This is a genomic window from Croceicoccus mobilis (genome assembly GCF_001661965.1).
GTDB lineage: Bacteria > Pseudomonadota > Alphaproteobacteria > Sphingomonadales > Sphingomonadaceae > Croceicoccus > Croceicoccus mobilis.
Genome location: NZ_LYWZ01000030.1, coordinates 28,275 through 53,441, shown reverse-complemented (window position 1 = coordinate 53,441; position 25,167 = coordinate 28,275). Strand labels below are relative to the sequence as shown.

15 protein-coding genes are annotated in these 25,167 nt (G+C 62.9%); 8 read left to right on the top strand and 7 right to left on the bottom strand.

All coding sequences use genetic code 11. From position 1 onward, the window contains the following. Positions 1 to 156 precede the first annotated feature (156 nt). A complete protein-coding gene (locus A9D13_RS19515; protein WP_066777832.1) occupies positions 157 to 2,940 on the top strand; it encodes a DUF3857 domain-containing protein in 2,784 nt (927 codons plus the stop codon). A gap of 25 nt (positions 2,941 to 2,965) precedes the next feature. Here A9D13_RS19515 and A9D13_RS19510 read toward each other — a convergent pair whose 3' ends face one another. The 5 genes from A9D13_RS19510 to guaA all read right to left on the bottom strand — a co-directional run bounded on the left by A9D13_RS19510 (position 2,966) and on the right by guaA (position 9,055). Beyond that, positions 2,966 to 3,637 carry a response regulator transcription factor gene (locus A9D13_RS19510; protein ID WP_066777829.1) on the bottom strand — a complete coding sequence of 224 codons (672 nt, stop codon included), beginning with the start codon at positions 3,635 to 3,637 and terminating at the stop codon, positions 2,966 to 2,968. A 149-nt stretch (positions 3,638 to 3,786) separates the two neighbouring features. Next, positions 3,787 to 6,573 carry a preprotein translocase subunit SecA gene (gene secA, locus A9D13_RS19505; RefSeq protein WP_066777827.1) on the bottom strand — a complete coding sequence of 929 codons (2,787 nt, stop codon included), beginning with the start codon at positions 6,571 to 6,573 and terminating at the stop codon, positions 3,787 to 3,789. A gap of 141 nt (positions 6,574 to 6,714) precedes the next feature. Further along, complete coding sequence (locus tag A9D13_RS19500; RefSeq protein ID WP_066777825.1) at positions 6,715 to 6,984, bottom strand: hypothetical protein; 270 nt, start codon at positions 6,982 to 6,984, stop codon at positions 6,715 to 6,717. An 85-nt stretch (positions 6,985 to 7,069) separates the two neighbouring features. After that, positions 7,070 to 7,288 carry a hypothetical protein gene (locus tag A9D13_RS19495; RefSeq protein WP_066777823.1) on the bottom strand — a complete coding sequence of 73 codons (219 nt, stop codon included), beginning with the start codon at positions 7,286 to 7,288 and terminating at the stop codon, positions 7,070 to 7,072. A gap of 183 nt (positions 7,289 to 7,471) precedes the next feature. Continuing rightward, positions 7,472 to 9,055, bottom strand: a complete 1,584-nt coding sequence (guaA, locus tag A9D13_RS19490) for a glutamine-hydrolyzing GMP synthase (protein ID WP_066777892.1) — start codon at positions 9,053 to 9,055, stop codon at positions 7,472 to 7,474. A 293-nt stretch (positions 9,056 to 9,348) separates the two neighbouring features. On the opposite strand from guaA, the gene A9D13_RS19485 reads away from it, so the two are divergent. After that, complete coding sequence (locus A9D13_RS19485) at positions 9,349 to 9,654, top strand: UrcA family protein (RefSeq protein WP_066777821.1); 306 nt, start codon at positions 9,349 to 9,351, stop codon at positions 9,652 to 9,654. An 86-nt stretch (positions 9,655 to 9,740) separates the two neighbouring features. Here A9D13_RS19485 and A9D13_RS19480 read toward each other — a convergent pair whose 3' ends face one another. Then, entirely contained in the window at positions 9,741 to 10,445 is a 705-nt protein-coding gene (locus tag A9D13_RS19480; protein WP_066777818.1) for a ZIP family metal transporter, read from the bottom strand. A 122-nt stretch (positions 10,446 to 10,567) separates the two neighbouring features. Between A9D13_RS19480 and gyrB the strand changes: the two genes are divergently transcribed. The 3 genes from gyrB to A9D13_RS19465 all read left to right on the top strand — a co-directional run bounded on the left by gyrB (position 10,568) and on the right by A9D13_RS19465 (position 17,540). Then, on the top strand, positions 10,568 to 13,081 hold the full coding sequence (gene gyrB / locus A9D13_RS19475) for a DNA topoisomerase (ATP-hydrolyzing) subunit B (protein ID WP_066777889.1): 2,514 nt from the start codon (positions 10,568 to 10,570) through the stop codon (positions 13,079 to 13,081). Between the two features lie 306 nt (positions 13,082 to 13,387). Further along, complete coding sequence (locus A9D13_RS19470) at positions 13,388 to 13,933, top strand: PAS domain-containing protein (RefSeq protein ID WP_066777816.1); 546 nt, start codon at positions 13,388 to 13,390, stop codon at positions 13,931 to 13,933. A gap of 196 nt (positions 13,934 to 14,129) precedes the next feature. Continuing rightward, positions 14,130 to 17,540, top strand: a complete 3,411-nt coding sequence (locus A9D13_RS19465; protein WP_066777811.1) for a chemotaxis protein CheB — start codon at positions 14,130 to 14,132, stop codon at positions 17,538 to 17,540. Between the two features lie 26 nt (positions 17,541 to 17,566). Here A9D13_RS19465 and A9D13_RS19460 read toward each other — a convergent pair whose 3' ends face one another. Beyond that, positions 17,567 to 17,953 carry a response regulator gene (locus tag A9D13_RS19460; protein WP_066777808.1) on the bottom strand — a complete coding sequence of 129 codons (387 nt, stop codon included), beginning with the start codon at positions 17,951 to 17,953 and terminating at the stop codon, positions 17,567 to 17,569. 447 nt (positions 17,954 to 18,400) lie between these two features. Here A9D13_RS19460 and A9D13_RS19455 point away from each other — a divergent pair, with 447 nt between their 5' ends. The 3 genes from A9D13_RS19455 to A9D13_RS19445 all read left to right on the top strand — a co-directional run bounded on the left by A9D13_RS19455 (position 18,401) and on the right by A9D13_RS19445 (position 25,161). Continuing rightward, complete coding sequence (locus A9D13_RS19455; RefSeq protein ID WP_066777805.1) at positions 18,401 to 19,162, top strand: Crp/Fnr family transcriptional regulator; 762 nt, start codon at positions 18,401 to 18,403, stop codon at positions 19,160 to 19,162. A gap of 96 nt (positions 19,163 to 19,258) precedes the next feature. Further along, positions 19,259 to 22,651, top strand: a complete 3,393-nt coding sequence (locus tag A9D13_RS19450; RefSeq protein ID WP_066777799.1) for a transglutaminase family protein — start codon at positions 19,259 to 19,261, stop codon at positions 22,649 to 22,651. Continuing rightward, complete coding sequence (locus A9D13_RS19445) at positions 22,651 to 25,161, top strand: circularly permuted type 2 ATP-grasp protein (protein ID WP_066777797.1); 2,511 nt, start codon at positions 22,651 to 22,653, stop codon at positions 25,159 to 25,161. Before A9D13_RS19450 ends, A9D13_RS19445 begins: the two co-directional genes overlap by 1 nt. Positions 25,162 to 25,167: the final 6 nt, after the last annotated feature.

Sequence of the window (25,167 nt, the reverse complement as noted above, 5' to 3'; positions counted from 1 at the left end):
TTTCACTTGGCGGCATGGTCGTATGAATATGGTGCAGTTGTAACTAATTGGTCCAGATCGGCGGCGCCCCCTTTGCGTTTTGCGCGCAAACATGCAGTTTGTCTTTTCAGGGACTTGAACGTCCCTGCTGGGGAAAATTCAGGGGGTCGCTTCCAGATGAAATTCGCGCGTTATCTCGCTTTGGTTCCGGTCATGCTGGCGGCAACGCCCGCCCTTGCGGGAGAGGAAGTGCTTTATGGCCCGGCGCCGGACTGGGTCGATGTCACGCCGACAAGCGAGATTGATCCCGACGCCACGGGCATCCTCAACCGCCTCGACCGCCAGCAGCGGATCGAGGACGGGACGGTTACCACCTATATCGACCGCGCGATCAAGCTCAGCAGCGCCGAAGCGTTGACGCAGGCCGGCACCAGCACCGCGACATGGATGCCCGAACGCGGCGACCTGACCATCCACAAGGTCGAGATCGTGCGCGGCGACAAGGTCGTCGACGTGCTGGAAACGGGTGAGGAATACACGGTGCTGCGCCGCGAACAGCAGCTTGAGAACCGCACGCTTGACGGAATTCTGACTGCCACGCTCGCCGTGCCGGGCCTGCAAATCGGCGACGTGCTGCATATCGTGTTCAGCCAGACCGTGCATGACGATACGCTGCAGGGCGGCGCGCAGATGAGCGCGGATCTGTTCTCGAAACCGCTGGAGGCAGACTTTGCCCGCAACGTAATTTCCTGGCCCATGGACGAGACGGTCACATGGAAGGCCAACCCGGAAGTCCCTGCGCCGACCGAGGAGGATCGCGGCGGCTATCATTACCTGACCTTCGACCTCCCGCTGCCAAAGCGCGAGGATTTGCCTGCCGCCGCGCCCAGCCGCTTTACCCGCCCTTTGTTCGTGCAGGCCGGCACATTCGCTTCATGGCAGGAAGTCTCGTCGGTCTTCGCGCCGCTCTATGCGACAGACGGCACGATCGCGGCGGGCAGCCCGCTCGCCGGGGAAGTCGCGCGGATCGCGGCGGCCAGCGACGATCCGGTGGTCCGCGCCGCCATGGCAACCCGGCTGGTGCAGGAGCAGGTCTCCTATCTGATGAATGGCATGTCGGGCGGCAACTACACCCCGCAATCGCCTGCAAAGACATGGGAAATGCGCTTTGGCGACTGCAAGGCGAAGACGCTCCTCCTGCTCTCCCTGCTCGATGGTCTGGGGATCGAGGCGGAGCCGCTGCTCATCAACACGAGATTGAGCGATGCCCTGCCGGAACTCCTGCCCGTTCCCGGCTCCTTCGACCACGTGATCGTGCATGCGGTCATCGGGGGCAAGGATTACTGGATCGACGGGACTCAGACGGGCGCGCGCCTAGCCAATATCGCCGACACGCCGCAATTCCGATATGGCCTGCCGATCCGCGATCCGGGCACCGGCCTGATGCATATCGAACCGCGCCTTCCCGCCTCTGCCGTTGCCGCAGTCGACATCGAACTGGATGAGCGTGGCGGCATCGACATTCCCGCCCTCGTCCATTTGCGCGCGGAATTGAGCGGTCAGCTTGGCAGCAATCTGGGATCCATGATCGGTCAGGTCAGCGACGAGCAACATGACGATCTGGTCGAGAGGTTTGCCGCATCGATGCAACAGGGCCTTGTCGTCACCGATGGCGACATCAGTTTCGATGCGGAAACGGGCATTGCGACGGTCGATGTCAGCGGCTTGATGACCACGCCGTGGGAACGCGAAGGCGCGGGCAAGAAGCAGGCGCTGGACATGCTGGGCAGCGCCGATTTCCAGTTCGATTTCGACCGCGCGCGCACCGCATGGCGCGACATCCCGGTCGAACAGGGCTATCCCACGCTTTTCACCACCAACGTCAAGATCCTGCTTTCGGACGAAGCCGATCCCTATCGCATGCGCGGGCTTGCCAGCATGGACCAGACGGTCGGCGGCCAGCGGGTGGTGCGCGATGCCGCGCTCGATGGCAATGTCTTCACCGTCAAGGAACGGATTGAGAGCCTTGGCGGTGAGCTTGCCGCAGGCGATATCGGCCCTGCCCGCACGGCGGCGGCGCGCATCGTCAATTCCACGCCTTACCTGCTGGCCCCTGCCAAAGCCGCGCGCGCATGGGAATATGGCCGCGATGGGTTGAAGGGGCGACTGGCCCCGTATGAAGCTGCGTATCGGGCGATGGCAGAGCGTGATCCGGACGATTCCTATCCGCATGAAGGCCTTGCCCTGTTCCGCCAGCGCACGGGCAATCTCCCCGGCGCGTTGGAAGAGATCGACAAGGCGATCGCGATCGACCCGACGTCAGAAAACCATAATCGGCGGGCCCTGATCCTCCACAATCTTGGCAGGCACGAGGAATCGCTGGCCGCGCGCCAAAAAGCTTTCGAACTCGATCCGAAGCCCTATCTCGCCATGGGTCTTGCGCAGGAGATGGGCGAAACCGGCCAGATCGATGCCGCGCTGGCCCTGCTGGAAGCGAACGACGACTGGGGCGATTCCCACGAAGGCTTTGTGCAGAGCAAGGCCGAGGTAATGGCCTATGGCGACATGGCCGAGGACGGGCTGGCCGAGATCGAGGCGCTGATCGCGGAAAGTCCGGGCAAGAGCTACCTGCTCAATTCGTCATGCTGGTATCGCGCGCGCCATGGCGTGGGCCGGGACGACATGATGGATGTGTGCAATCGCGCGGTTGAACAGGTCGGCTCGCCAGCCGTGCTCGACAGCCGTTCACTGGCGTGGCTGACGGTGGGAGAGCCTGCAAAGGCGCTTGCCGATGCCGATGCCGCTCTGGCGATTTCGCCCGACATGGTCGCGTCGCGATATGTGCGCGGCTTTGCCCAGCGGGCGCTGGGCGACGATGCGGGCGAAAGTGACATCGATTACATCGCCAGGACCTGGCCCGCGATGGCGGAGGAATATGCGCGTTTCGGGTTCAAGCCCTGAGCATGCCCTGAATCCGAGACGCGCGTTACGCGTCGAGGACATAGCCCAGCGAGCGCACCGTGCGCAGCGGATTGCCCGCTCCAGCCGCCTTTAATGCGCGGCGCAGGCGGCCGATCCAGACATCGACGGTGCGCTCGTCGATGGGCGGCTCCAGCTTGCCCAGACCCTCGATCAGTTCAAGGCGGGTCAGCACCCGGTTGGGGTTTTCGGCGAAAAAGCGCAGCAGGCGGAATTCATTGGGCCGCAACTGCACCGCCACCGCCCCCCAGCGCGCCTGCAGCGCGGCAAGATCGATGGCGAGCTGGCCCGCCTGCAATGTCTGCGTAAGATTGCAATGCCCCCGCCGCGCCTGCACCGCCAGCACACGGTCGAGCACGGCGTTGCGTTCGGGCTGACCAACCATGTAGTCATCGGCCCCGGCAGCCAGTGCCCGGCGGCGATCTTCCTTGTCGTCGCGTTCCAGCACCATGGTCACATGGGCATCGCGCGTGCGTTCATCCGCGCGCAGGCGGCGGCACATTTCAAGGCCCGACAGATCGTCCATCACCCAGTCGACAAAGGCCCAGATCGGGCCATCGAGCAGGCGGCGCGGACCGCCCGCGTCGAGATGTTCGAACACGAACCGGGTCTCGCCGTGGCGAAACTCTTCGAACCCCTCGAACCGGGGGTCGGTCAGATAGATGTAAACGGTCTCCACGATACGCCCCGTAACCCTGTTTCAGGCAGGTCGATGGCGCAGCTATGTGACTTGTTCATGACGCTTGTGCGGCATCTGTAACAAACGGGGCCGCCCCTGCATGGCAAGGACGGCCCCGGTCGTTTTTCAGTGCTGTTCGGCGGGTCGGATCAGACCGCCGCGCCGTGGCAATGCTTGTACTTGTTGCCCGAACCGCACGGGCACGGCGCATTGCGGCTGATGTCCATTCCTTCATACGGATTAGCCGTGTCCGCACCGCCCGGCCCAACCTGCGCAAAGGTGGATCCGGCCAGCGAGCCGAACAGTGCCTCCCGCCCTGCCGACCCGTCGCCGTCATCGGAATTGTCCCGGCCGGTCAGCGGATCGATATGGCCCGTCATCAATCCCTCACCCGGTACCGTGGCAGACGGGTTTGTAAGGAAATCGGGCAGATCAGGCAGCGGCGCAGGTTCCGGATCGGGCATGCGCAGCGAGGTGTTCATGAGGAGGCGCGTCACATCCTCGCGGATCTCGTCCAGCATCCGCTCGAACAGGGCGAAGGCTTCCTGCTTGTATTCGTTAAGCGGCGTCTTTTGCGCATAGGCGCGCAGGAACACGACCTGACGCAATGCGTCCAATGTCGCGAGATGCTCCTTCCAGTGGAAGTCCATGCGGTCGAGCAGGATCGATTTTTCGACCTGCCGCCAGATGTTGTGGTCAAAGCTCTCAAGCTTCGCATCCATCTTGGCATCGGCAATCGCGGCAAGGCGCTGGTCGATGTCTTCGGGCTCGATGCCGTCTTCCTCAAGCCATTGCTCGATTGGCGCATCTTCACCGGTGATGTCGCGGAACTTCTCTTTCAGCCCCTCGACATCCCACTGTTCGGGATAGGAACCGGGAGGGCACGCGGTGCCGACAATGGCGTTGATCGTGTCGGCGCGCATGTCGAGCACGACATCGTCGACCGCTTCGCTGTCCATGATCTCGGCGCGCTGTTCATAGATGACGGTGCGCTGGTCGTTCATGACATTGTCGTATTCGACGACCTGCTTACGCTGGTCGTAATTGCGCGCCTCGACCTTCTTCTGTGCCGTCTCGATGGCCTTCGACAGCCATTTCGAACCGATCGCCTCGCCATCGGCAAGGTTGGCGTTCATCATTTTCGAAAACAGCGTGTCCGGCCCGAAAATGCGCAGCAGATCGTCTTCGAGGCAGAGGTAGAAGCGCGAAAGGCCCGGATCGCCCTGACGACCCGAACGGCCGCGCAGCTGGTTGTCGATGCGGCGCGATTCGTGGCGCTCGGTGCCCAGCACGAACAGGCCGCCCGCATCCAGCACCTGCTGGCGCTCGGCTGCGATCTCTTCCTTGATGCGGGCGATGGCGGCGTCGCGTTCGGGCCCTTCGGGCATGCCCGACAGCTCGTCCTCGGTGCGGAATTCAAGATTGCCGCCCAGCTGGATATCGGTGCCGCGGCCCGCCATGTTGGTGGCGATGGTGACGGCACCGATGCGGCCCGCCTGCGCCACGATATGCGCTTCCTTTTCGTGCATGCGCGCGTTCAGCACGGCATGCTTCACCCCTTCCTTGTCGAGGAAGGCGGACAGAAGCTCGGACTTCTCGATCGAGACGGTGCCAACAAGGACCGGCTGGCCGATCTCGTTCTTCTCCTTGATCCCCTTGGCGATCGCGGCGAATTTCTCCTGCATCGTCTTGTAGAACTGGTCGTCCTCGTCGATGCGCTGGATCGGCAGGTTGGTCGGGATCTCGACGACATTCAGCTTGTAGATGTCGAAGAATTCCGCCGCCTCGGTCGCGGCCGTGCCGGTCATGCCGGCAAGCTTCGGGTACATGCGGAAATAGTTCTGGAAGGTGATCGAGGCCATGGTCTGGTTCTCGGGCTCGATCTTCACGCCCTCCTTGGCCTCCACCGCCTGGTGCAGGCCGTTGGACCAGCGGCGGCCATCCATCATGCGGCCGGTAAACTCGTCGATGATGACGACCTTGCCGTCCTTCACGATGTAATCGGTGTCGCGCTTGAACATCTTGTTCGCGCGCAATGCCTGGTCGAGATGGTGGACGACCTGCGTATTCTCGAAATCGTAGAGATTGTCGGTTTCGAGCAGACCTGCCTCGATCAGCATCTGCTCGACACGCTCGATCCCGTCCTCGGTAAAGCCGATGTTGCGGGCCTTCTCGTCCAGCTCGTAATCGTCTTCCTCGACCTTCTGCACGATGGCGTCGATGGCGACATAAAGCTCGGACTTGTCCTCGGTCGGGCCGGAGATGATGAGCGGGGTGCGGGCCTCGTCGATCAGGATGGAATCGACTTCATCGACGATGGCGAAATTGAAGGGGCGATGCACCTGCTGCTCACGCGACTGCTTCATGTTGTCGCGCAGGTAATCGAAGCCCAGCTCGTTATTGGTCGCATAGGTGATGTCGCAGCCATAGGCTTCGCGGCGCTGCGCTTCGTGCATGTTGGGCACGATCACGCCAACGGTCAGGCCCAGCCAGTTATACAGCTTGCCCATCGTTTCGGCGTCGCGGCGGGCGAGATAGTCGTTGACGGTAACGACATGGACGCCCTTCCCCTCCAGCGCGTTCAGATAAACGGCAAGCGTTGCGACCAGCGTCTTGCCCTCACCCGTGCGCATTTCGGCGATTTCACCGCGGTGAAGCACCACGCCGCCAATCATCTGCACGTCGAAATGCCGCATCCCGAACACGCGCTTGGAACCTTCGCGCACCACGGCGAATGCCTGCGGCAGGATGTCGTCGAGCGTCTCGCCCTCGGCCAGACGTTCGCGGAAAGTGGCGGTGGCGCCCTGCAGTTCCTCGTCGGACAGGGCGGCGTAATCGTCCTCCAGCGCATTGATCTGGCGGACGATCTTTTCGATCGAATTGACGTAGCGGTCGTTGGACGACCCGAAAATGGACTTGGCAAGGCCGCCGAACATGGGCGTTCCCTTCGTGATTAAGCGGTTTTATCGGGGAAAGCGCGCCCTCTTCACAGGGCGGACGCACGGAATGCCGGGGCGTTCCCGGCGCAATCGCAAAGGAGCCGCGCGGAAAGCCCGGGCAGCGCCAGAGATCAGATCTTAGGTAAGCGGCCTGTCGACCAGCATGACGGTGGGCACGATGACCGTCCGATAGCTCTCGGTATCGGGCTTGCCCAGTTCACGCTCACGCTTCTTGCGCCGCGCATCAGGCCGGACCTCCTGCCCGTAGCGGTCGGTCTTGGCCTCTGAAGTCGCAGTATTGCCCGCGACCGCGCTCGACTCCGCCTTGGCAGCCATGCGTGCATGGGCCGGCGCGACAAGCGCGGCCATGCCGAACAGAATGGCGAAAAGGGCGAGGAGCCGTTTCATGCGTGAGACAAGATAGGTGCTTTACCCGCACTCGTCCAGCGCCGGACGCGGCTCCGGTATAAATTTGCGTGGGCCAGTAATGCGATCAGGCGAAAATATCGTGATCCATGCTTTCCTGGATCTTGTTCGGGACCGGCAGCTGGCAATCCTTGCACTCGCGGTCGATCTCGGGCTCGTCATCGACGACCGTTCGGCTCATCCCCATGAATTGCGCCATCATCGTGATGGGCATCATCCACATCTCGACCCAGAACGCCTCAAGCGGCAGGTTCGTGTCGCCGAAAGGCTTGGTTTCCTTGGTCATGGCATTCACCGTTCTCTCCCCGAGCGCGACCCCAGTTTCGATCACAGGCCAGTCATTCCCCGACTTAGGTCCCGGTGACACAATGCGCTCGGCCAATGGGCCCCTAGGGGGAACGGCTAGCAGTCTATCGGGTTCCGGTATTTGCGCAAACGCAAAAACGCGAGCCCGGGCGACACCTGCCGATCACTCCCATTCGATGGTGCCCGGCGGCTTTGACGTATAGTCATAGACCACGCGGTTGATGCCCTTCACCTCGTTCACGATGCGCGTGGCGCATTGGGCAAGGAACTTGCCGTCGAAAGGATAGACATCGGCGGTCATGCCGTCGGTGCTGGTGACCGCGCGCAGGGCGCAGACATAGTCATAGGTGCGGTAATCACCCATCACGCCCACGGTCTTCACCGGAAGCAGCACGGCGAAGGCTTGCCAGATCGCATCGTAAAGGCCCGCATTGCGGATCTCTTCCAGATAGATGGCATCCGCCTTGCGCAAGATATCGGCCTTGTCACGATCAACCGCGCCGGGAATGCGGATGGCAAGTCCCGGCCCCGGGAACGGATGGCGACCGACAAAGATGTCGGGCAGGCCCAATTCGCGGCCCAGCTCGCGCACTTCGTCCTTGAACAATTCGCGCAAGGGCTCGACCAGGTCCATGTTCATGCGTTCGGGAAGGCCGCCGACATTGTGGTGGCTCTTGATCGTGACGCTGGGGCCGCCGGTGAACGAAACGCTCTCGATCACGTCGGGATAGAGCGTGCCCTGCGCAAGGAAGTCGGCGCCGCCGATTTTGTTGGCCTCGTCCTCGAACACGTCGATGAAGGTCTTGCCGATGAACTTGCGCTTGGCTTCAGGGTCGGTGACGCCCTCAAGGCCCTTCATGAACAGGGTCGTGGCGTCAACGTGGACCAGCGGAATGTTATAATGGCCGCGGAACAGGCTGACGACCTGATCGGCCTCCCCCATGCGCATAAGGCCGTGATCGACGAAGACGCAGGTCAGCTGGTCGCCGATCGCTTCGTGGATCAGCACGGCGGCAACCGCGCTGTCGACACCGCCGGACAGACCGCAAATGACTTTCGCATCGCCGACCTGCTCGCGGATTTCGGCGATCTTGGTCTCGCGGAACTGGGCCATCGTCCAGTCCCCCGCGCAGCCGCAGACATGGCGCACGAAATTGGCGATGAGCTTGCCGCCGTCGGGCGTGTGCACGACTTCGGGGTGGAACTGAGTGCCATAGAAGCGGCGTTCCTCATCCGCGATGACCGCGAAGGGCGCGCCGTCGGAAATGGCAACGATCTCGAATCCGGGGGCGAACTTGGTGACCTTGTCGCCGTGGCTCATCCAGACCTGATGACGCTCGCCCTCTTCCCAAAGGCCGTCGAAGAGGGCGCAACGCTTGGTCACGGTCAGGAAGGCGCGGCCAAACTCGCCGCCCTCACCCGTTTCGTGCCCCGGCCGCACTTCGCCGCCCAGCTGGTGGCTCATCACCTGCTGGCCATAACAGATGCCCAGGATCGGAACGCCCGCCTCGAACAGCATCTGCGGCGCGCGCGGGCTGCCATCTTCGGGAACGCCCGCCGGGCTGCCCGACAGGATGATGCCGGCAGGCTTCATCCGCTTGAACGCCTCTTCCGCCATGGTGAAGGGCGCGATTTCCGAATAAACCCCTGCCTCACGAACGCGGCGGGCGATCAGCTGCGTGACCTGACTGCCGAAATCGACGATGAGAATCGTATCGCCCTGGCTATCACTACCAAGGCGGGGCATGCCGGTTTCACCGGATTCGGACGTCTGTTCGGGGTTCTGGGCCATGGTCCGGCGCGTTATTTGAGGCCGTCGATTCTGTCCAGTGCAGGAAAAAAAAGACGGGCATCGCCCCATCCAGCACCGCCGAAAGCGGCGGATTGCCCATACGGACGAGCATAATTGCACAAAACGCAACAGAGCCGCTTCTTTTCGCATTTGCGCAATCGTATGGTGCAGTGCACAAAAAGCTCGACAAAAGAGAGAACGAAAACACTTCTGGATGCTTTTCAGGCGGCAACTCATAGGAGGGAAATATGCGTAAGTTCATCGTTCCTGCCCTGGCCGCTCTTGCCACTTTCGGCATTGCCCCGGCTGCTCAGGCAGAAGATACCGAAGTCCGTGTGGACTTTTCCGATCTCGACCTCGCCCAGTCTTCCGACGTGTCGGAACTGCGCGCTCGTGTCCTCACCGAAGTGAGCGCGGCTTGCAACGACGAGGTTCCGTCCTTCGCCAGCCGTCTGCAGGTGCGTTCCTGCATCCGCGACGCGATGGAAGAAGCTGACGCACAGATCGACGCACAGCGCTCGATCGCTTCGGCCTCGACCGCCGAACTCGGCTAAGTCGAGCGACCTTACAGGTCAGCGAAAAAGGGCCGCTCCGCATGACGGGGCGGCCTTTTTGCTGTCCTGCGTCCAGTCACCAGACCTCACCCGCCCAGCTGGCCCAGCGCAAAGGCCAGCACCAGCCCCAGCGCGGTGGCGATTCCCGACAAGTGATGCTCCTTGCGATAGGCGGTAGGGAACACCTCGGTCGCAAGACTGGCGACCACTGCGCCCGCCGCGAAACAGCGGATGAAGGCGAGAAGATGCGGCGAAGCGCCCGCCAGCAGCACATTGCCCGCGATTGCCGCGATCGACAGGATTGCCGCCGTCGCAGCCCAGATGGCGATAATGGTCCCCTTCGACCGATCGCCGTTTTCCGCCATCTGTTTCGCGCTGCCTGCCGCTTCGGGTAAATTAGACAGGAAGATCGAGCCTGCCAGCGCCGCCACACCCATCGGGCCGGTTCCGATCAGGGCCACGCCAAGGGCGAGGTTCTCAGGAACGCCGTCGAGGCTGATCGCGGCCAGCAGGCCGCCGCCCGAGTTTGGCCCCCATTTCTCATCGATCAGGTAATCGGCAAGGGCAAAGATCACCGCCCCCGCCGCGACCCCGCCCGAGGCAAGCCAGACGCTCGACTGCTCGATCGAGGGCTCGATGAGCTCGCTCACCAGCGAAAGCACCAGCGCGCCGCCCGCCAGCGCGACCAGGAAACCCTGCGTCTTGGCCGACATGTTGCCGTAGACGCCCCATGCCGCGCCCAGCATCAACGCGCCGGAAACGACGGCCACAACGGCAAGAGTCATGAGCATGGGCAGTTCTTTCGGTCGGATTCGGGGCCGCGCCGGGCCGGTTTTGGCAACAGTTGTGGAAAATCGCTCAGGCCGCGGCGGTTCCGCTTGGGGGAAAGGGCAAGAATTCCTATATCGTGGTCATGAACGAGAATGGTGCAACACCCGAAAAGGGTCCCGAGAAAATCGTCAACGGCAATGGCTACGGCGCCGAATCCATCAAGGTGCTGAAGGGGCTGGACGCCGTCCGTAAGCGTCCGGGCATGTATATCGGCGACACCGATGACGGTTCGGGCCTGCACCACATGGTGTTCGAAGTGTCGGACAACGCCATCGACGAGGCGCTGGCAGGCCATTGCGACCGCGTGCTGATCGAGCTGCACCCCGATAATTCCGTTTCGGTCGACGACAATGGCCGCGGCATCCCGGTCGACATCCACAAGGAAGAAGGCGTGTCGGCGGCCGAGGTCATCATGACCCAGCTGCACGCGGGCGGTAAGTTCGAAAACACCAGCGACGACAATGCCTATAAGGTGTCGGGCGGCCTCCACGGGGTGGGCGTTTCGGTCGTGAACGCGCTGTCGGAATGGCTGGAGCTGACCGTATGGCGCGACGGGCTGGAGCATTACATCCGGTTCGAGCATGGCAAGGCCGTCGCCCCGCTGGTGGTCAAGGGCGATGCCCCGCTCAACGAAGAAGGCGTGCCGCGCAAGGGCACCCGCGTCCGCTTCCTCGCCAGCGACGAGACGTTCAAGAACGTCAACGAATATGATTTCGACAAGCTTGAGCACCGCTATCGCGAGCTGGCGTTCCTGAATTCGGGCGTGCGCATCATCCTCAAGGATTTGCGCGGCGAAGAGCCGAAGGAACACGACCTTTTCTATGAAGGCGGCATCGGTGCCTTCGTCAAATATCTCGACCGCAACAAGGAAGCGCTGATCCCCGAGCCGATCGCGATCAGCGCGGACAAGGACGGGATCGGGATCGAGGTCGCTCTCGAATGGAACGATTCCTATTACGAAAACGTGCTCTGCTTCACGAACAATATCCCGCAGCGTGACGGCGGCACCCACCTCGCCGCCTTCCGCGCGGCGCTGACGCGCACGCTGAACGGCTATGCCGACCGCTCGGGCCTGATGAAGAAAGAAAAGGTCAGCCTGTCGGGCGAGGACATGCGCGAGGGCCTCACCGCCATCGTGTCGGTCAAGCTGCCGGATCCGAAGTTCGGCTCGCAGACGAAGGACAAGCTGGTTTCGTCCGAAGTTCGTCAGCCGCTGGAAAGCCTGATGAGCGACAAGATGAGCGAATGGCTGGAGGAAAACCCCGCCAACGCCAAGACCATCGTCCAGAAGGTCGTAGACGCCGCCGCCGCGCGCGAAGCGGCCCGCCGCGCCCGCGAGATGAGCCGCAAGGGCGCGATGAGCGTCGCCAGCCTGCCCGGCAAGCTGTCCGACTGCCGCGAAAAGGACGCGACCAAGTGCGAGCTTTTCCTGGTCGAGGGTGATTCCGCCGGCGGCTCGGCCAAGAATGGCCGCGACAGCCAGTACCAGGCGATCCTGCCGCTGCGAGGCAAGATCCTCAACGTGGAACGCGCCCGTTTCGACCGCATCATCGGTTCGCGCGAAGTCGGCACGCTGATTCAGGCGATGGGCACGGGGCTTCGCGACGAGTTCGATCTTGAGAAGCTGCGCTATCACAAGATCGTCATCATGACCGACGCAGACGTCGACGGCGCGCATATTCGCACGCTGCTCCTCACCTTTTTCCACCGCCAGATGCCCGACATCGTGAAGGCCGGGCATCTCTATATCGCGCAGCCGCCGCTTTATAAGGTCGCTAAGGGCCGGTCTGAGGTTTACCTCAAGGACAATGACGCGCTCGACCGCTATCTGATCGAGGCGGGTCTGGGCGACAAGGTCCTCGAAACCTCGGAAGGGGCGCGCAGCGGTGGCGATCTCGCCGAGCTGGTCGAAAAAGCGCGGCGTTTCAAGAACACGCTGGCCTTTGCTCCCAATCGTTATGACCAGTCGGTGATCGAGGCGCTGGCGCTTGCCGGGGCGCTGGCACCCGACATGGGCGCCGAAGCCCGCGCAGCCGCCCTCACCCGCGCGGCCGAATGGCTGGAACGCGTTGACGACGATGCGCGGTGGAAGGGCGAGGTCACTTCGGATGGCTATGGCATTTCGCGCGTCTGGCGCGGGGTCACCGACTATCACGAGATCGAGACCAAGTTCCTTGAAAGCGCAGAGGCGCGCAAGCTGCACAAGCTCGCCGCCGAACTCGCCCCGCCGTTCGAACAGGGCGCACGGCTTGTTCGCATCAGCCAGGCCGCCGCAGCCGCGGAAGACGACGAGGACGGCGAGAGCACGGTGGTCGACGCCAAGACGTTGAACCGCCCGACGCAGCTACTCGACCAGGTAATCGCCGCGGGGCGCAAGGGCCTGTCGGTCCAGCGTTACAAGGGTCTGGGCGAAATGAACGCGGAACAGCTGTGGGAGACCACTCTCGATCCCGAAAACCGTGCGCTGCTGCAGGTAAAGGTGGAGGATGCCGACGTCACGGACGAGATCTTCACCCGCCTGATGGGCGACGTCGTCGAACCGCGCCGCGAGTTCATTCAGGAAAACGCGCTGAACGTCGCCAATCTCGACATCTGATCCAATGATGCCGGACGCGCCATTGCTTCGGGCTGGAAACGCCTGCGGTGATGGCGTGCCGGGAGTTCGTCGCCAGATCAAATATATGCCGCTAATAGGCTGACAGAACAGATAAATACCCCGTTTGCGCGCAACGGGCACTTGCTGGATCGCGGGCCTGCGCCTAAACCGGTGCGCAGGCAATCACATCAAGCAACGCTTTCGCAGCTATGCCGTAAGCTGCCAGCCTGATCTGTCTCACGCCCGGGCATGGCGCAGATGCCTGTTCAAACCGTAAGCCAAACAGGGACAGAAGGGTCAGTCGTCGTGTCGATCAAGCAGGAACTTCACCCGCTTCCGCCCAGCCTTGCCGCGTTCATGGACAAGAGCACCGTCGCCTTCACCGTGGCGGATGCGCTGCTGCCGGATTTTCCGCTTGTCCACGCCAATCCCTCCTTCACGAAGCTGACCGAGTTTTCAAAAGAAGCGGTGGTCGGCCACAATTGCCGGTTCCTTCAGCCCGAAGGCGGCGGCGGCCCTGTGCGTGCGCAGATTCGCAAATTCCTCGACACTGATGCGGTAAAGGACGGACGTTTCGTCATACCGAATGTCACGGCATCGGGCCGCCCCTTCCTCAACCTGCTTTACATGTCCAAGATCGAGCGGGCCGGCAAATGCATCTATATCCTCGGATCGCAGTTCGACATCTCCTCGCGCGACAAGGAAGCTGCGGAACGATATGACGAGGCCCTGACGAAAGACCTGTCCGGGATGCGCGTCGCCACCGGCGAAACCGGACATGTGCTGACCGGCACGTTTTCGGCCCTCGCCAGTTCCGCCGCCATCATCGCCCGCGCCAAGCTGGAAGAATGAGGCCCAGCCCATCCGCCTGTGTCAAATGTCACTGGTCTTGGCCGGTCGCATCCCTATAACGATTCGTCGTGCAGTCGGTGAGAATTGGTGCCTCCCACCAGAGCTCGCATCTTAAACTTGATCTGGCGTTTATGGCATTGCTTTACTATCCCTTCTCGTCTACCCCCCTGCCCGCAGCAGGAGGGGTCGCATCCTAATGGCGCATGACAGCGCGACAGATGTTTTTCCGATAATCGGGATCGGGGCGTCCGCTGGCGGGCTGGAGGCTCTGCGCGAGACGCTTCAGGGCTATCAGGGTCGGCCGGGCATGGCGTTCGTCATCGTCCAGCATCTCGACCCCACGCATGAATCGATGATGGCGCAGCTGATCGAGCGCTATACCAACATGCCGGTCAAGCAGATCGAGGGCGGCGAAAAGATCGAGATCGATCACGTCTATGTGATCCCGCCCGGTTCCGGGCTGGAGATCGACAATGGCGTCCTCCAGCTCACCGAATTTGCCACGCCGCGCGGAATGCGCCGCCCGATCGACGATTTCTTCGAATCGCTTGGCGAAGATCAGGGCGCGATGGCGGCCTGCATCATTTTGTCGGGCACGGGCGCGGACGGCAGCCGCGGCCTGCGGGCGGTAAAGGAAAACGGCGGGCTTGCCATTGCGCAGGAACCGCAGAGCGCGCGCTATGACGGCATGCCGCTATCGGCAGTCGGCACTGGCCTTGTCGATTTTGTCGAGGAGCCGGAGGCGATCATCGCCTGCCTGCGCAATTTCTTCGACCGCCGCAAACAAACCGGCGAAGCGAGCGGCGAAGCGGTTTTCGTCGCCGATCACGTCAACGAATTGTGCGCGACCCTAAGAGAGACGGTTGGGCACGATTTCTCCGGCTACAAGCGTTCGACCCTGTCGCGCCGCATCCAGCGCCGGATGCAGGTGCTGGGCATCGGTGACGGCGAAGTCTATCTGAACCGCATCCGCACCGACAAGGACGAGTGCCAGGCGCTGTTTCGCGACCTGCTCATCAATGTCACGCGCTTTTTCCGTGACCCCGATGCGTTCCGCGTTCTGAACGACGAAGTTATCGAACCGATGGTATCGACCGCGCGCGATTCCGACGAATTGCGCGTCTGGGTGCCGGGCTGCTCCAGTGGTGAGGAAGCCTATACGATCGCGATGCTGTTCCACGCCGCGCGCGTGAAATATGCGACGCGTCCGATCATCAACATTTTCGCCAGCGACATCGACGACCAGATGTTGCAGCTGGCACGGGCGGCATCCTATCCGGTGTCGCACCTGCCCGATATTCCCGAACCGCTGCGCTCCAACTATACCGTCGGCCATGGTGAAACCTTCACCATTTGCGAGCCGGTGCGTGACATGATCCGCTTCTCCTCGCATTCGGTGATCAAGGATCCGCCGTTTTCGAAGATCGATCTCGTATCCTGCCGCAATCTGCTGATCTATTTCGATGATCGGTTGCAGCAGACGGTCATCCCGCTGTTCCATTATTCGCTGAAGTCCAGCGGCTATCTCTTCCTCGGCCCGTCCGAAAGCGTGACGCAGTTCGACGATCTGTTCGAACCTGCCGACCAGCGTGTGCGCCTGTTCCGGCGTAAAAACGGGCCGCGCAACTATTCGCTCGACCTGCCCGCCCCCACGCGAAAGCGCGCACGCCGCAGGACGCAGGACGATGGCGACGAACGCTCGCAAAGCTGGGTCGAGGGCGAGGCGCTGCGCCGGGCGCAGACCTATGCGCCCGCGACGCTGCTGGTCGACAAGTCGGCTGGGCTGATCAACAGTTGGGGCCGCGTCGGCCGCTATCTCGAGTTTCCGAACGAGCGGGAGCGCAGGCTCTATGTGCCCTCGCTTGCGAAACCGGGCCTGCGCGAGGCATTGGGTGGACTGATCCGCCAGACCGCGACCGACGATCGCAAGCGCATCGCCCGAGATGTCGAGGTGAAGACCGATTTCGGCACGCAGCCGGTCAATGTCATCTGCGAACCCGTCAGCGACGGCACCATGTTGGTGGTCATCCGCGAAACGGGCAATTTCCGAGCCAATGACGAGGAAGAATTTCTCGAGCTCACCGCGCCCGACGACCAGGTTCACCTGCTCGAAGAAGAACTTCGCCGCACCCGCCATCGCCTGCGCACCACGGTGGAGGAGCTGGAAACGGCGAACGAGGAGCTGAAGAGCTCCAACGAAGAAATGATGTCGATGAACGAGGAGCTTCAGTCGACGAATGAGGAGCTGACCACCGTCAATGACGAGCTGAAGACCAAGGTCGACCAGCTCACCGTGGCGAATTCGGACCTCAAGAATTTCTTCGATTCCACCCAGCTTGCCGTCGTCGTGCTGGACAAGGACCTGTGCATTCGCAGCTTTACCGACGCTGCCAAGACGCTCTTTCCCTTCCAGCCGGGAGACAAGGGACGCGCCTTGATCGAAGTGAGCGATTACCTGCAGAGCAAGCAGCATATCGAATTGGCCCGCACGGTTGCGTCGACCGGCGAAACGCAGGATGCGCGTGTCACCGACGCGTCCGGTGACCGGGTTTTCGCCCTGCGCGCCGTGCCCTATCGCAAGGCGGATGGCTCCCTCGATGGCGCCACGCTTATCTTCACCGACGTGACGCAGGCGCTGACGATGGAAAGCGAGCTGATAAGCCAGCGCGAACGGCTGAAGCTCGCCGTCGAGGTCGCGCGAATCGGCATCTGGGAATATGATCCCTCGACCGGCGAAACCGCGCTCGACGATACGCAGCGCGCTCTTTTGTCGATCGACCGCGCCTCGGCCGATCAGATCAGCAATGTCATTTCGCGCATCCACGAAGATGACCGCGCCGATGTAGAAGAAGCACTTCGCCGCACGATCTCGAGCGGTGAGGAATTCGACGAGAGCTATCGGGTCAAGACCAACGATGGCAGCTATCGCTGGATCCGGTCGATGGGCCGCATGGTCGACAAGAACAACAAACGTACGATGGCAGGCGTTGCCTTCGACATCACTTCGGAACGCAGTTCGATCGAACAGCGCGAATTGCTGCTGAGGGAGATGAACCACCGTATCAAGAACCTGTTCGCGGTGGTGGGCGGCATGATCTCGATCAGCAGGCGCGATGCCGAAACCGTCGACGGCTTTGCCGAGGATCTGCGCGGCCGCGTGGGCGCAATGAACCGCGCCCACGGGCTAACGCAGCAATCGGTGGGTGACGACCCGGTCGTGCTGGAGGAGCTGATCGATACCGTCATCGCCCCGTCAGCGGGAAATCAGCAGATCCGCGTCAACGGGCCAAGGGTGATCGTGCCCATCCCCAAGCTTACGCCCCTTGCCCTCATCCTGCATGAATGGGCGACCAATGCCGCGAAATATGGCGCGCTGTCACACAGTGAAGGCACACTGGAGGTTGTCTGGACAAACGAGGACAACAAGGTCGAACTGGCATGGAACGAGACGGGCACCGTTGGCAGCGACAAGCCCAATCCGGCAGGTTTCGGCACACGACTGATCGAGGCGTCGTCCCGACAGCTCGACGCCAGCGTCGAAGGCGAGCAAGGCGACGGCTTCTTCCGGCGTAAGCTCATCATCCCGGGCCTCGACCAGCCCGGCTGATTGCCCGACCGGTCTTCGGCCGATAATCAATCCGCCGCGTAAGGCAGGCCTAGCAACGGCGCGACGGTCTGCATCACCTGATCCCAGTTGATGGGCTTATCGAGGCACGCCGCGGCGGTGAATTCGTTGTCGATCTCGGCATGGCGACAATTCGCGCTGATGAACACGGTCGGCACCGACCTTTCACGCAGGACGCGTGCAAGAGGCCAGACCAGTTCATTGCGGATATTGATGTCGAGCAGGGCGAGCGAAGGCGTGTGCTGCGCCACGAGTTCGAGGCCCTGATTCAAGGTCAGAGCCGGCCCGATCACCTCATAGCCGGCTGCCTCGCACTGGTCGGCGATGTCGAAGGCGACAAGCGCCTCGTCATCCACGACCAGAACCTGGACAGGCCTATGCGCAGCCTCGTTCATTCCCCAATGCCCCTTTAGCTGGCTGATCCCCGCACTCTGATCGGGGAGAAATCGCGGCGGCCGCCGGCTGCGATCGCGCAAGAATAAGATCGGCTACACGCGGTTTCCTGACATCGCATGTCCCTGTCGCATAGAAACTTTTTCCCATGGAGGATGTTCCCGGCACCCGCCCGGCAATGGAATTTCCTGAATTTGCAGGGGAACAGCGGCGCGGCACAAAGGTTGTAACTTGGTGCGGCTACGTGCAGGGCAATTTCATAACCGTTCGCATAGCCAATAAACTTTTATTGATTTCTCGCGCCAGATTATTGCCGCGCGGGCGATCATCGCAAAACGAAGGATCGCCATGCCCCGCTGCAGGATCGACCTGCTTCGCCCAAGCGTCAGAGCAAGCTTCCACCCATCGCGCGCACCCCGCCGCTTGCCGCGGGCAGGAGCGAATTTTCCATGACCCGAGAGCAGTACCCTTATAGCTGGCGCTTCCTGTTGGGTCGTGTCCGTCACGCCATGACCCAGCGCGAATGCGAAGTGCTCGAAAACCTGATCACCAATGTGGAGGATGTTCCGAGCCAGCACACGATCCTGATGCGCGGTGACATCGTCGAACAGAGCACCTTGCTTATCGAGGGATTCATGGCGCGCGTCATCGAACGTGACAACAAGCGTCATATCGTGGCCCTGCATGTGCCCGGCGACTTCGTCGACCTTCACGGCTTTGCGCTGAAGCGGCTGGATCATTCCGTCGTGACAATCGGCCGGGCGAAACTGGGCTATGTCGAGCATCGCCGGATCGCCAGCCTGTTAACGGGCGAGCCGCATCTGGCACGGCTGCTCTGGTTCTCGACCCTGCTTGATGCCGCCGTGCACCGCGAATGGATCCTGAAGCTGGAAGAGCTCAACGCCGATGGCCGGCTTGCCCATCTGATCGCGGAAATGTGGCACCGGCTGAATTTCGTCGGCCTTGCCGATCCCACAGGCTTTCCCTTTCCATTGACGCAGGTGGAAATGGCCGATGCCTGCGGCACGACCGCGATCCATTTGAACCGGGTGGTGCGCCAGCTGCGCGAAAGCGGCATCGCCGATATCTCTCGCGGGCGGATCACCATCCTCGACATGGAGCGGCTGACCGACCTTGGCGGTTTTGAGAAAAGCTATCTCTATGGTGACGGCACGCTGCAGATCGGGCGGGAGCTGGACAAGCAAAATTAGACTATTGTGCGCCGAACGGCGGATTTTACGAATATTGCGCACCGGCTCGATAATTCGCAGTTGCAATGCGCGCCCGCGCGGCCCGATAAGCGGTTCATGATCAGAGCCGCTCTCCACCACCGCACCGCCTATTCCTATGACCGCCCGGTAAGGCTGGGCCCGCAGGTGATACGCCTGCGCCCTGCCCCGCATACGCGGACAGAGGTGCCCAATTATGCGCTGAAGATCGAACCGGCGGGCCATTTCATCAACTGGCAGCAGGATCCTCACGGAAACTGGCTGGCGCGCGTCGTCTTTCCCGAACGAGTGACGAATTTCTCGATCGACGTCGACCTGATCGCCGATCTCGCCGTCATCAACCCCTTCGACTTCTTTGTGGAGGAAGAGGCCGAGGAAGTCCCCTTCAGCTATACCGAAGAGGCAAAGGCCGAGCTTGCCGCCTATTTCACCGCCGAACCGGCGGGCGAGCTGTTCGAGGCGCTGGTCGAGGAGTGGAAGGGCAAGCAGCAAGGCCGGACCATCGACTTCCTCGTCGGGATCAACATGGCGCTGGAACAGCGCATCAATTACGTCGTGCGTATGGAACCGGGCACGCAGACGCCCGAAGAAACGCTCTCATTGGGTACCGGAAGCTGCCGCGACACCGGCTGGCTGCTGGTCAATCTGCTGCGCCGCCTTGGCTATGCCGCACGTTTCGTGTCGGGCTATCTGATCCAGATGAAGGCGGATGTGATCCCGGTCGAAGGTCCCAAGGGGCCGGAAGCAGATTTCACAGACCTCCACGCATGGTGTGAGATTTTCGTGCCGGGCGCGGGCTGGATCGGGCTTGACCCCACCAGCGGCCTGTTCGCGGGCGAAGGGCATATTCCGCTGGCCGCCACGCCGCACTACCGCTCCGCCGCGCCGATCAGCGGCGTTGCCGAACCGGCAGAGGTCGATTTCACCTTCGAGATGAGCGTCGACCGCGTGCATGAAGCGGTGCGCATCACCAAGCCGTTCACCGACACCCGCTGGCAGGCGCTGCTCGATCTGGGCGCCAAGGTGGACGAGGCGCTGGATGAAGGCGACGTGCGCCTGACCATGGGCGGTGAGCCGACCTTTGTCGCTGCCGACGATCCCGAAGCCCCTGAATGGAACGGAGAGGCTGTCGGCCCGACCAAGGCCGCCTATGCCGACAAGCTGATCCGCAAATTGCGCACTCGTTTCGCACCGGGCGCGCTGCTGCATCACGGACAGGGCAAATGGTATCCGGGCGAAAGCCTGCCGCGCTGGGGCTTCTCGCTCTATTGGCGGCATGACGGGAAGCCGATCTGGAACAATCCCGATCTGATCGCGGGCGGCAGCGACGATCCCGAGGCCGAGGCGAAGCTGGAGCAGACCGTCGATGCCGGCGACGCCGAGCAGCTGATCGAAGGCACGGCCAGCGCCTTGGGCCTGACCGGCGACACAGTGCAGGCGGTCTATGAAGATCCCCAGAAATGGATCGAGCGCGAGGGCGAACTGCCGGTCAATGTCACCGCATTGGACCCCAAGATCGACGATCCCGAAGAACGCCAGCGCATCGTCAAGACCTTCACGCGCGGTCTGACGAAGCCGGTGGGTTTCGCCCTCCCCATCCAGCGCCAGCAGGCCCAGCCTGCCAAGGGCCCGCGCTGGAAGACCGAGCAATGGACGACGCGGCGCGGCGCCCTGTTCGCGGTGCCCGGTGACAGCGCATTGGGCTATCGCCTGCCGCTGGGGTCGCTGCCCCATGTGTCCAAATCCGACTTCCCCTATATCCACCCGACGGTTTCGACCGATGCGGCAGAGCCTTTGGCCGATTTCCGCCATCAGGGCCGCGAAGCCGCCAGCGACACCCGCGAATCCGCCCCGCCGCCAGAGGGTTTCGCGCCCACCGATCAGCGCGTCGAACGCGTTGCCGCTGCCGAAGGTGCCGCGCAGGACCGCGTGGAGCAGGAAATTGTCGCCGGAGCTGTCCGCACCGCACTGACGGTGGAGCCGCGCGGGCAGTACCTGTCCGTCTTCATCCCCCCGGTCGAGGCGATGGAGGATTTCCTCGAACTCGTCGCCGCGATCGAGGAGGTGGCGACGCGTCTCAACAAGCCGGTTCGGATCGAGGGCTATTCCCCTCCCCCCGACCCGCGCGTCAATGTGATGAAGGTCACCCCCGATCCGGGCGTGGTCGAGGTGAACATCCACCCTGCCGCCAGCTTCGAGGAAATCTGCGCGATCACCGAGGGGCTTTACGAAGACGCCCGCGAGGTTGGCCTGACCGCCGACAAGTTCATGGTCGATGGCCGCTCTGTCGGCACCGGCGGCGGCAATCATATCGTGCTGGGCGGCCAGACTCTGCCCGACAGCCCCTTCGTGCGCCGCCCCGATCTTTTGAAGAGCTTCGTGCTCTATTGGCAGCGTCACCCATCGCTCAGCTATTTGTTCTCCGGCCTGTTTATCGGCCCGACCAGCCAGGCCCCGCGTTTCGATGAAGCGCGGCACGACAGCCTCTATGAACTCGACATCGCGCTGGCGCAGGTGCCGGGGCCGGAAACGCCGCCGCAGTTCCCGTGGATCAGCGACCTCCTGTTCCGCAATCTGCTGGTCGATGTGACGGGCAACACCCACCGCAGCGAAATCTGCATCGACAAGCTCTATTCGCCCGATGGTCCGACGGGCCGCCTCGGCCTTGTCGAATTCCGCGGGTTCGAGATGCCGCCAGACGCGAAGATGAGCGTGGCGCAGCTCCTGCTGATCCGCGCGCTGACCGCGATGTTCTGGAAAAAGCCGCTATCGGGGTCGCTCGTTCGCTGGGGCACCACCCTGCATGACCGCTTCCTGCTGCCGCATTTCTGCTGGGCGGATTTCATGGACGTGCTGGCGGACCTGCGCGATGCCGGCTTCGATTTCGATCCCAACTGGTTCGAGGCGCAGCGCCAGTTCCGCTTCCCTATCCACGGCGAAGTGGAAGCAGGCGGTGTCGCCCTAGAGATCGCCCATGCGCTGGAGCCGTGGAACGTGCTGGGCGAAACCGGCGCGATCGGCGGCACGGTGCGTTATGTCGACAGCTCGACCGAGCGGCTGCAGGTCAAGGCGCGCGGGCTGGTCCCCGGCCGCCATGTCGTCGCCTGCAACGGACGACGCATACCGCTTCACCCGACCGGCGTGCCGGGAGAAGTCGTCGGCGGCATCCGATACAAGGCATGGGCGCCGCCTTCATGCCTGCATCCACTGCTCCCGGCAGACGCTCCGCTCACCTTCGATGTGTTCGATTCATGGAACAATCGCTCGCTGGGTGGTTGTGTGTATCATGTGGCGCATCCCGGTGGTCGAAACTACGACGATGTGCCGGTCAATGATTTTGAGGCGGAGGCACGGCGCCGCGCCCGGTTCCAGCCCTTTGGGCATACGCCGGGCCATGCCGAGATCCCGCCCGCAGAGGATGGTGGTGAATTCCCGATGACTTTGGACCTGAGGCGACCGGCGCCCCGCTGATGAACGAAGCGGGATCGAACCTGCAGGGCGAAACGCTTTTCGGCCCCGATCCCGGCAGCGATCCGCTGGGCTGGTATCGCGCGCCCGCTGGCGGTGACATCTTCACCGCCGCCAGACCCGACATGGCCGCGCAGTGGCATGCCGTGGCATCCGGGCTGGCCTCTGCCGGACAGGGCAACCTTTCGCAGGTACAGTCCTATCTCGACCGCAATGTCGAGGATCTGGGCCTGGCCTTCCGCGTAACGGGGGACGACCGCGAACGCCCTTGGCCGCTTGCCCCCATGCCGATCCTCATCGGTGCCGACGAATGGCAAGGGATAGAGGCCGGGCTGATCCAGCGGGCGGAAATCTACGAAAGCCTGCTGGCCGACATTTATGGGGACCAGCAGACCATTGCCAATGGCCACCTCCCCGCGGCTCTTGCATCGGGCAGCGTCAATTTCGCGCGGCGCATGGTGGGGCTGCAGCCGCCCGGCGGTTATCACCTTCGCGTCTATGCCGTGGATCTCGTCCGCGATCCCGCCGGCGACTGGCGCGTGCTGTCCGATCGGGCGCGCCTTCCCATCGGTGTCGGCTATGCGCTGGAAAACCGCCTTGCCCTTGCGCGCAGCACCGGCAGCCTGCTGGCATCCATCGGCACGCGCCGCCTGGCCGAATTCTTCGAAGCCTTGCGCTTTGGCATTGCGGCCGACTGCACGCGCAGCGAACCGCGCATCGGGCTGCTGACGCCCGGTCGTTTCAACCAGAGCTATCCCGAGCAGGCCCATCTGGCCCGCCATCTCGGCTTCTCGCTGGTCGAAGGGCGCGATCTTACCGTGCGCGATGGGCGGCTTTATGTGCGCACCATCGCGGGCCTGAAGCGGATCGACGGGCTCTGGCGCTGGATCAACACTGCGGATATCGACCCGCTTGCCTTTGACCAGCATTCGCAGATCGGCGTTGCCGGTCTGATCGATGCGTGCCGTCACGGTGACCTGTCCATCGCCAACTGGCCCGGCGCGGGGGTCGTGGAATCGCGGGCCATGGCAGCCTTCCTGCCGCGTCTGGCGCAGGTGCTGACCGGCGGGCCGCTGATCCTCCCCAATGTCGCGACATGGTGGTGCGGCCAGCAGGCGGAGCGTGAGCATGCGCTGGCGAATTTCGACAGGCTGGTCTTCGCTTCCAGCTTTCGTAACGATGTTGCAGGCTTGTCCGGCGCGGATAATCGCCTCGGCTCGGACCTGAACCCCGAAGAGCGCGCCGCGCTGGTCGAGGGGATGCGCCGCCGGCCGATGGATTATGTCGCGCAGGAAATGGTCGAGACGTCCACGACCCCTGCCGTGATCAATGGCCGGTTCGAGCCGCGCCCATTTGTCTTGCGCGCATTTCTGGCCCGCGGGCCCGATGGCCGCTGGGTCGCGATGCCCGGCGGTTTTGGCCGCGTGTCGAGCCAGCCCAACCTGAGAAGCGCATTGATGGGGGCGGAGGATATTTCCGCCGATGTCTGCATCGTCGAAGGCCAGGACAGCGCCCGCACCGTCGACCCACCCGCCCTGTCAGCCCCGGTCGTGCGCCGCGCAGCCGGGCTGCTGCCCAGCCAGGCGGCCGACAATCTCTTCTGGCTGGGCCGCTATGGCGAACGCGCGCAGCAGACGGCGCGCGTGGTGCGCACGCTGCTTGCCAATGCCGATATGCCCGGCGATCCGGCGAGCCAGAGCGATGCCGAAACCACCCGCCGCCGCCTGTCGCAGCTTTTGGTGAACTGGGGTGCAGCGCCAGCAGGCAAGAAGCAGCGTTCGCGGCAGGTCGCGGCCTCGGCGCTGACGGCTAAGGATCTCAACGGCTCCATCCCCGCGCTGATCGGTCGGCTGCAAGAGATCGCCCTGCTGCTGCGCGACCGGCTGACGCGTGACAGCTGGCGCGCGATCCACCGCTTACCGCCACCCATCGACGTGCGCGACACCGAATCCATGTCGGAGGCATGCGACATGATCGTGGGCGTTTCGGCGGCCATGACGCATCTCCTGTCCGATAACCTCGGGCGCAGCGCGGCATGGCGCTTTTTCGACATGGGCATCGCGCTGGAACGCGGATCGCTCATGCTGCAAAGCGCGCAGGCCATCGTGCCGGGCAGCGCCAGCGCGGAGGATCTTTCCGCACTTCTCGAAATGATCGACGGCACGGCGCTGTACCGCAGCCGCTATCTGACCATTCCCTTTATCGCCCCGGTGCTTGACATGGCGCTCCTTGACCCAAGCGAACCGCGGGGGCTGGCCTATCAGGTCCAGCGTATCCTCAATCATCTCTCGCAGCTCCCCGTGCTGCGCGAAGACGGCATGTCGGAAGAGCCGCACCGCATCGCGCGCCTGCTCGATGCACGGATCGCGGGGCTTGATGCGGATGAGCTTGACGGTCCCACGATTTCCAGCCTGCGCGACGATCTGGGGGCATTGAATGCCGCGATCGCACGCCGCTATTTCCTGCAACCCGACCTGCCCGTCACGCGTGACGGATCGGCATTGCTGGGGTGATGGCAG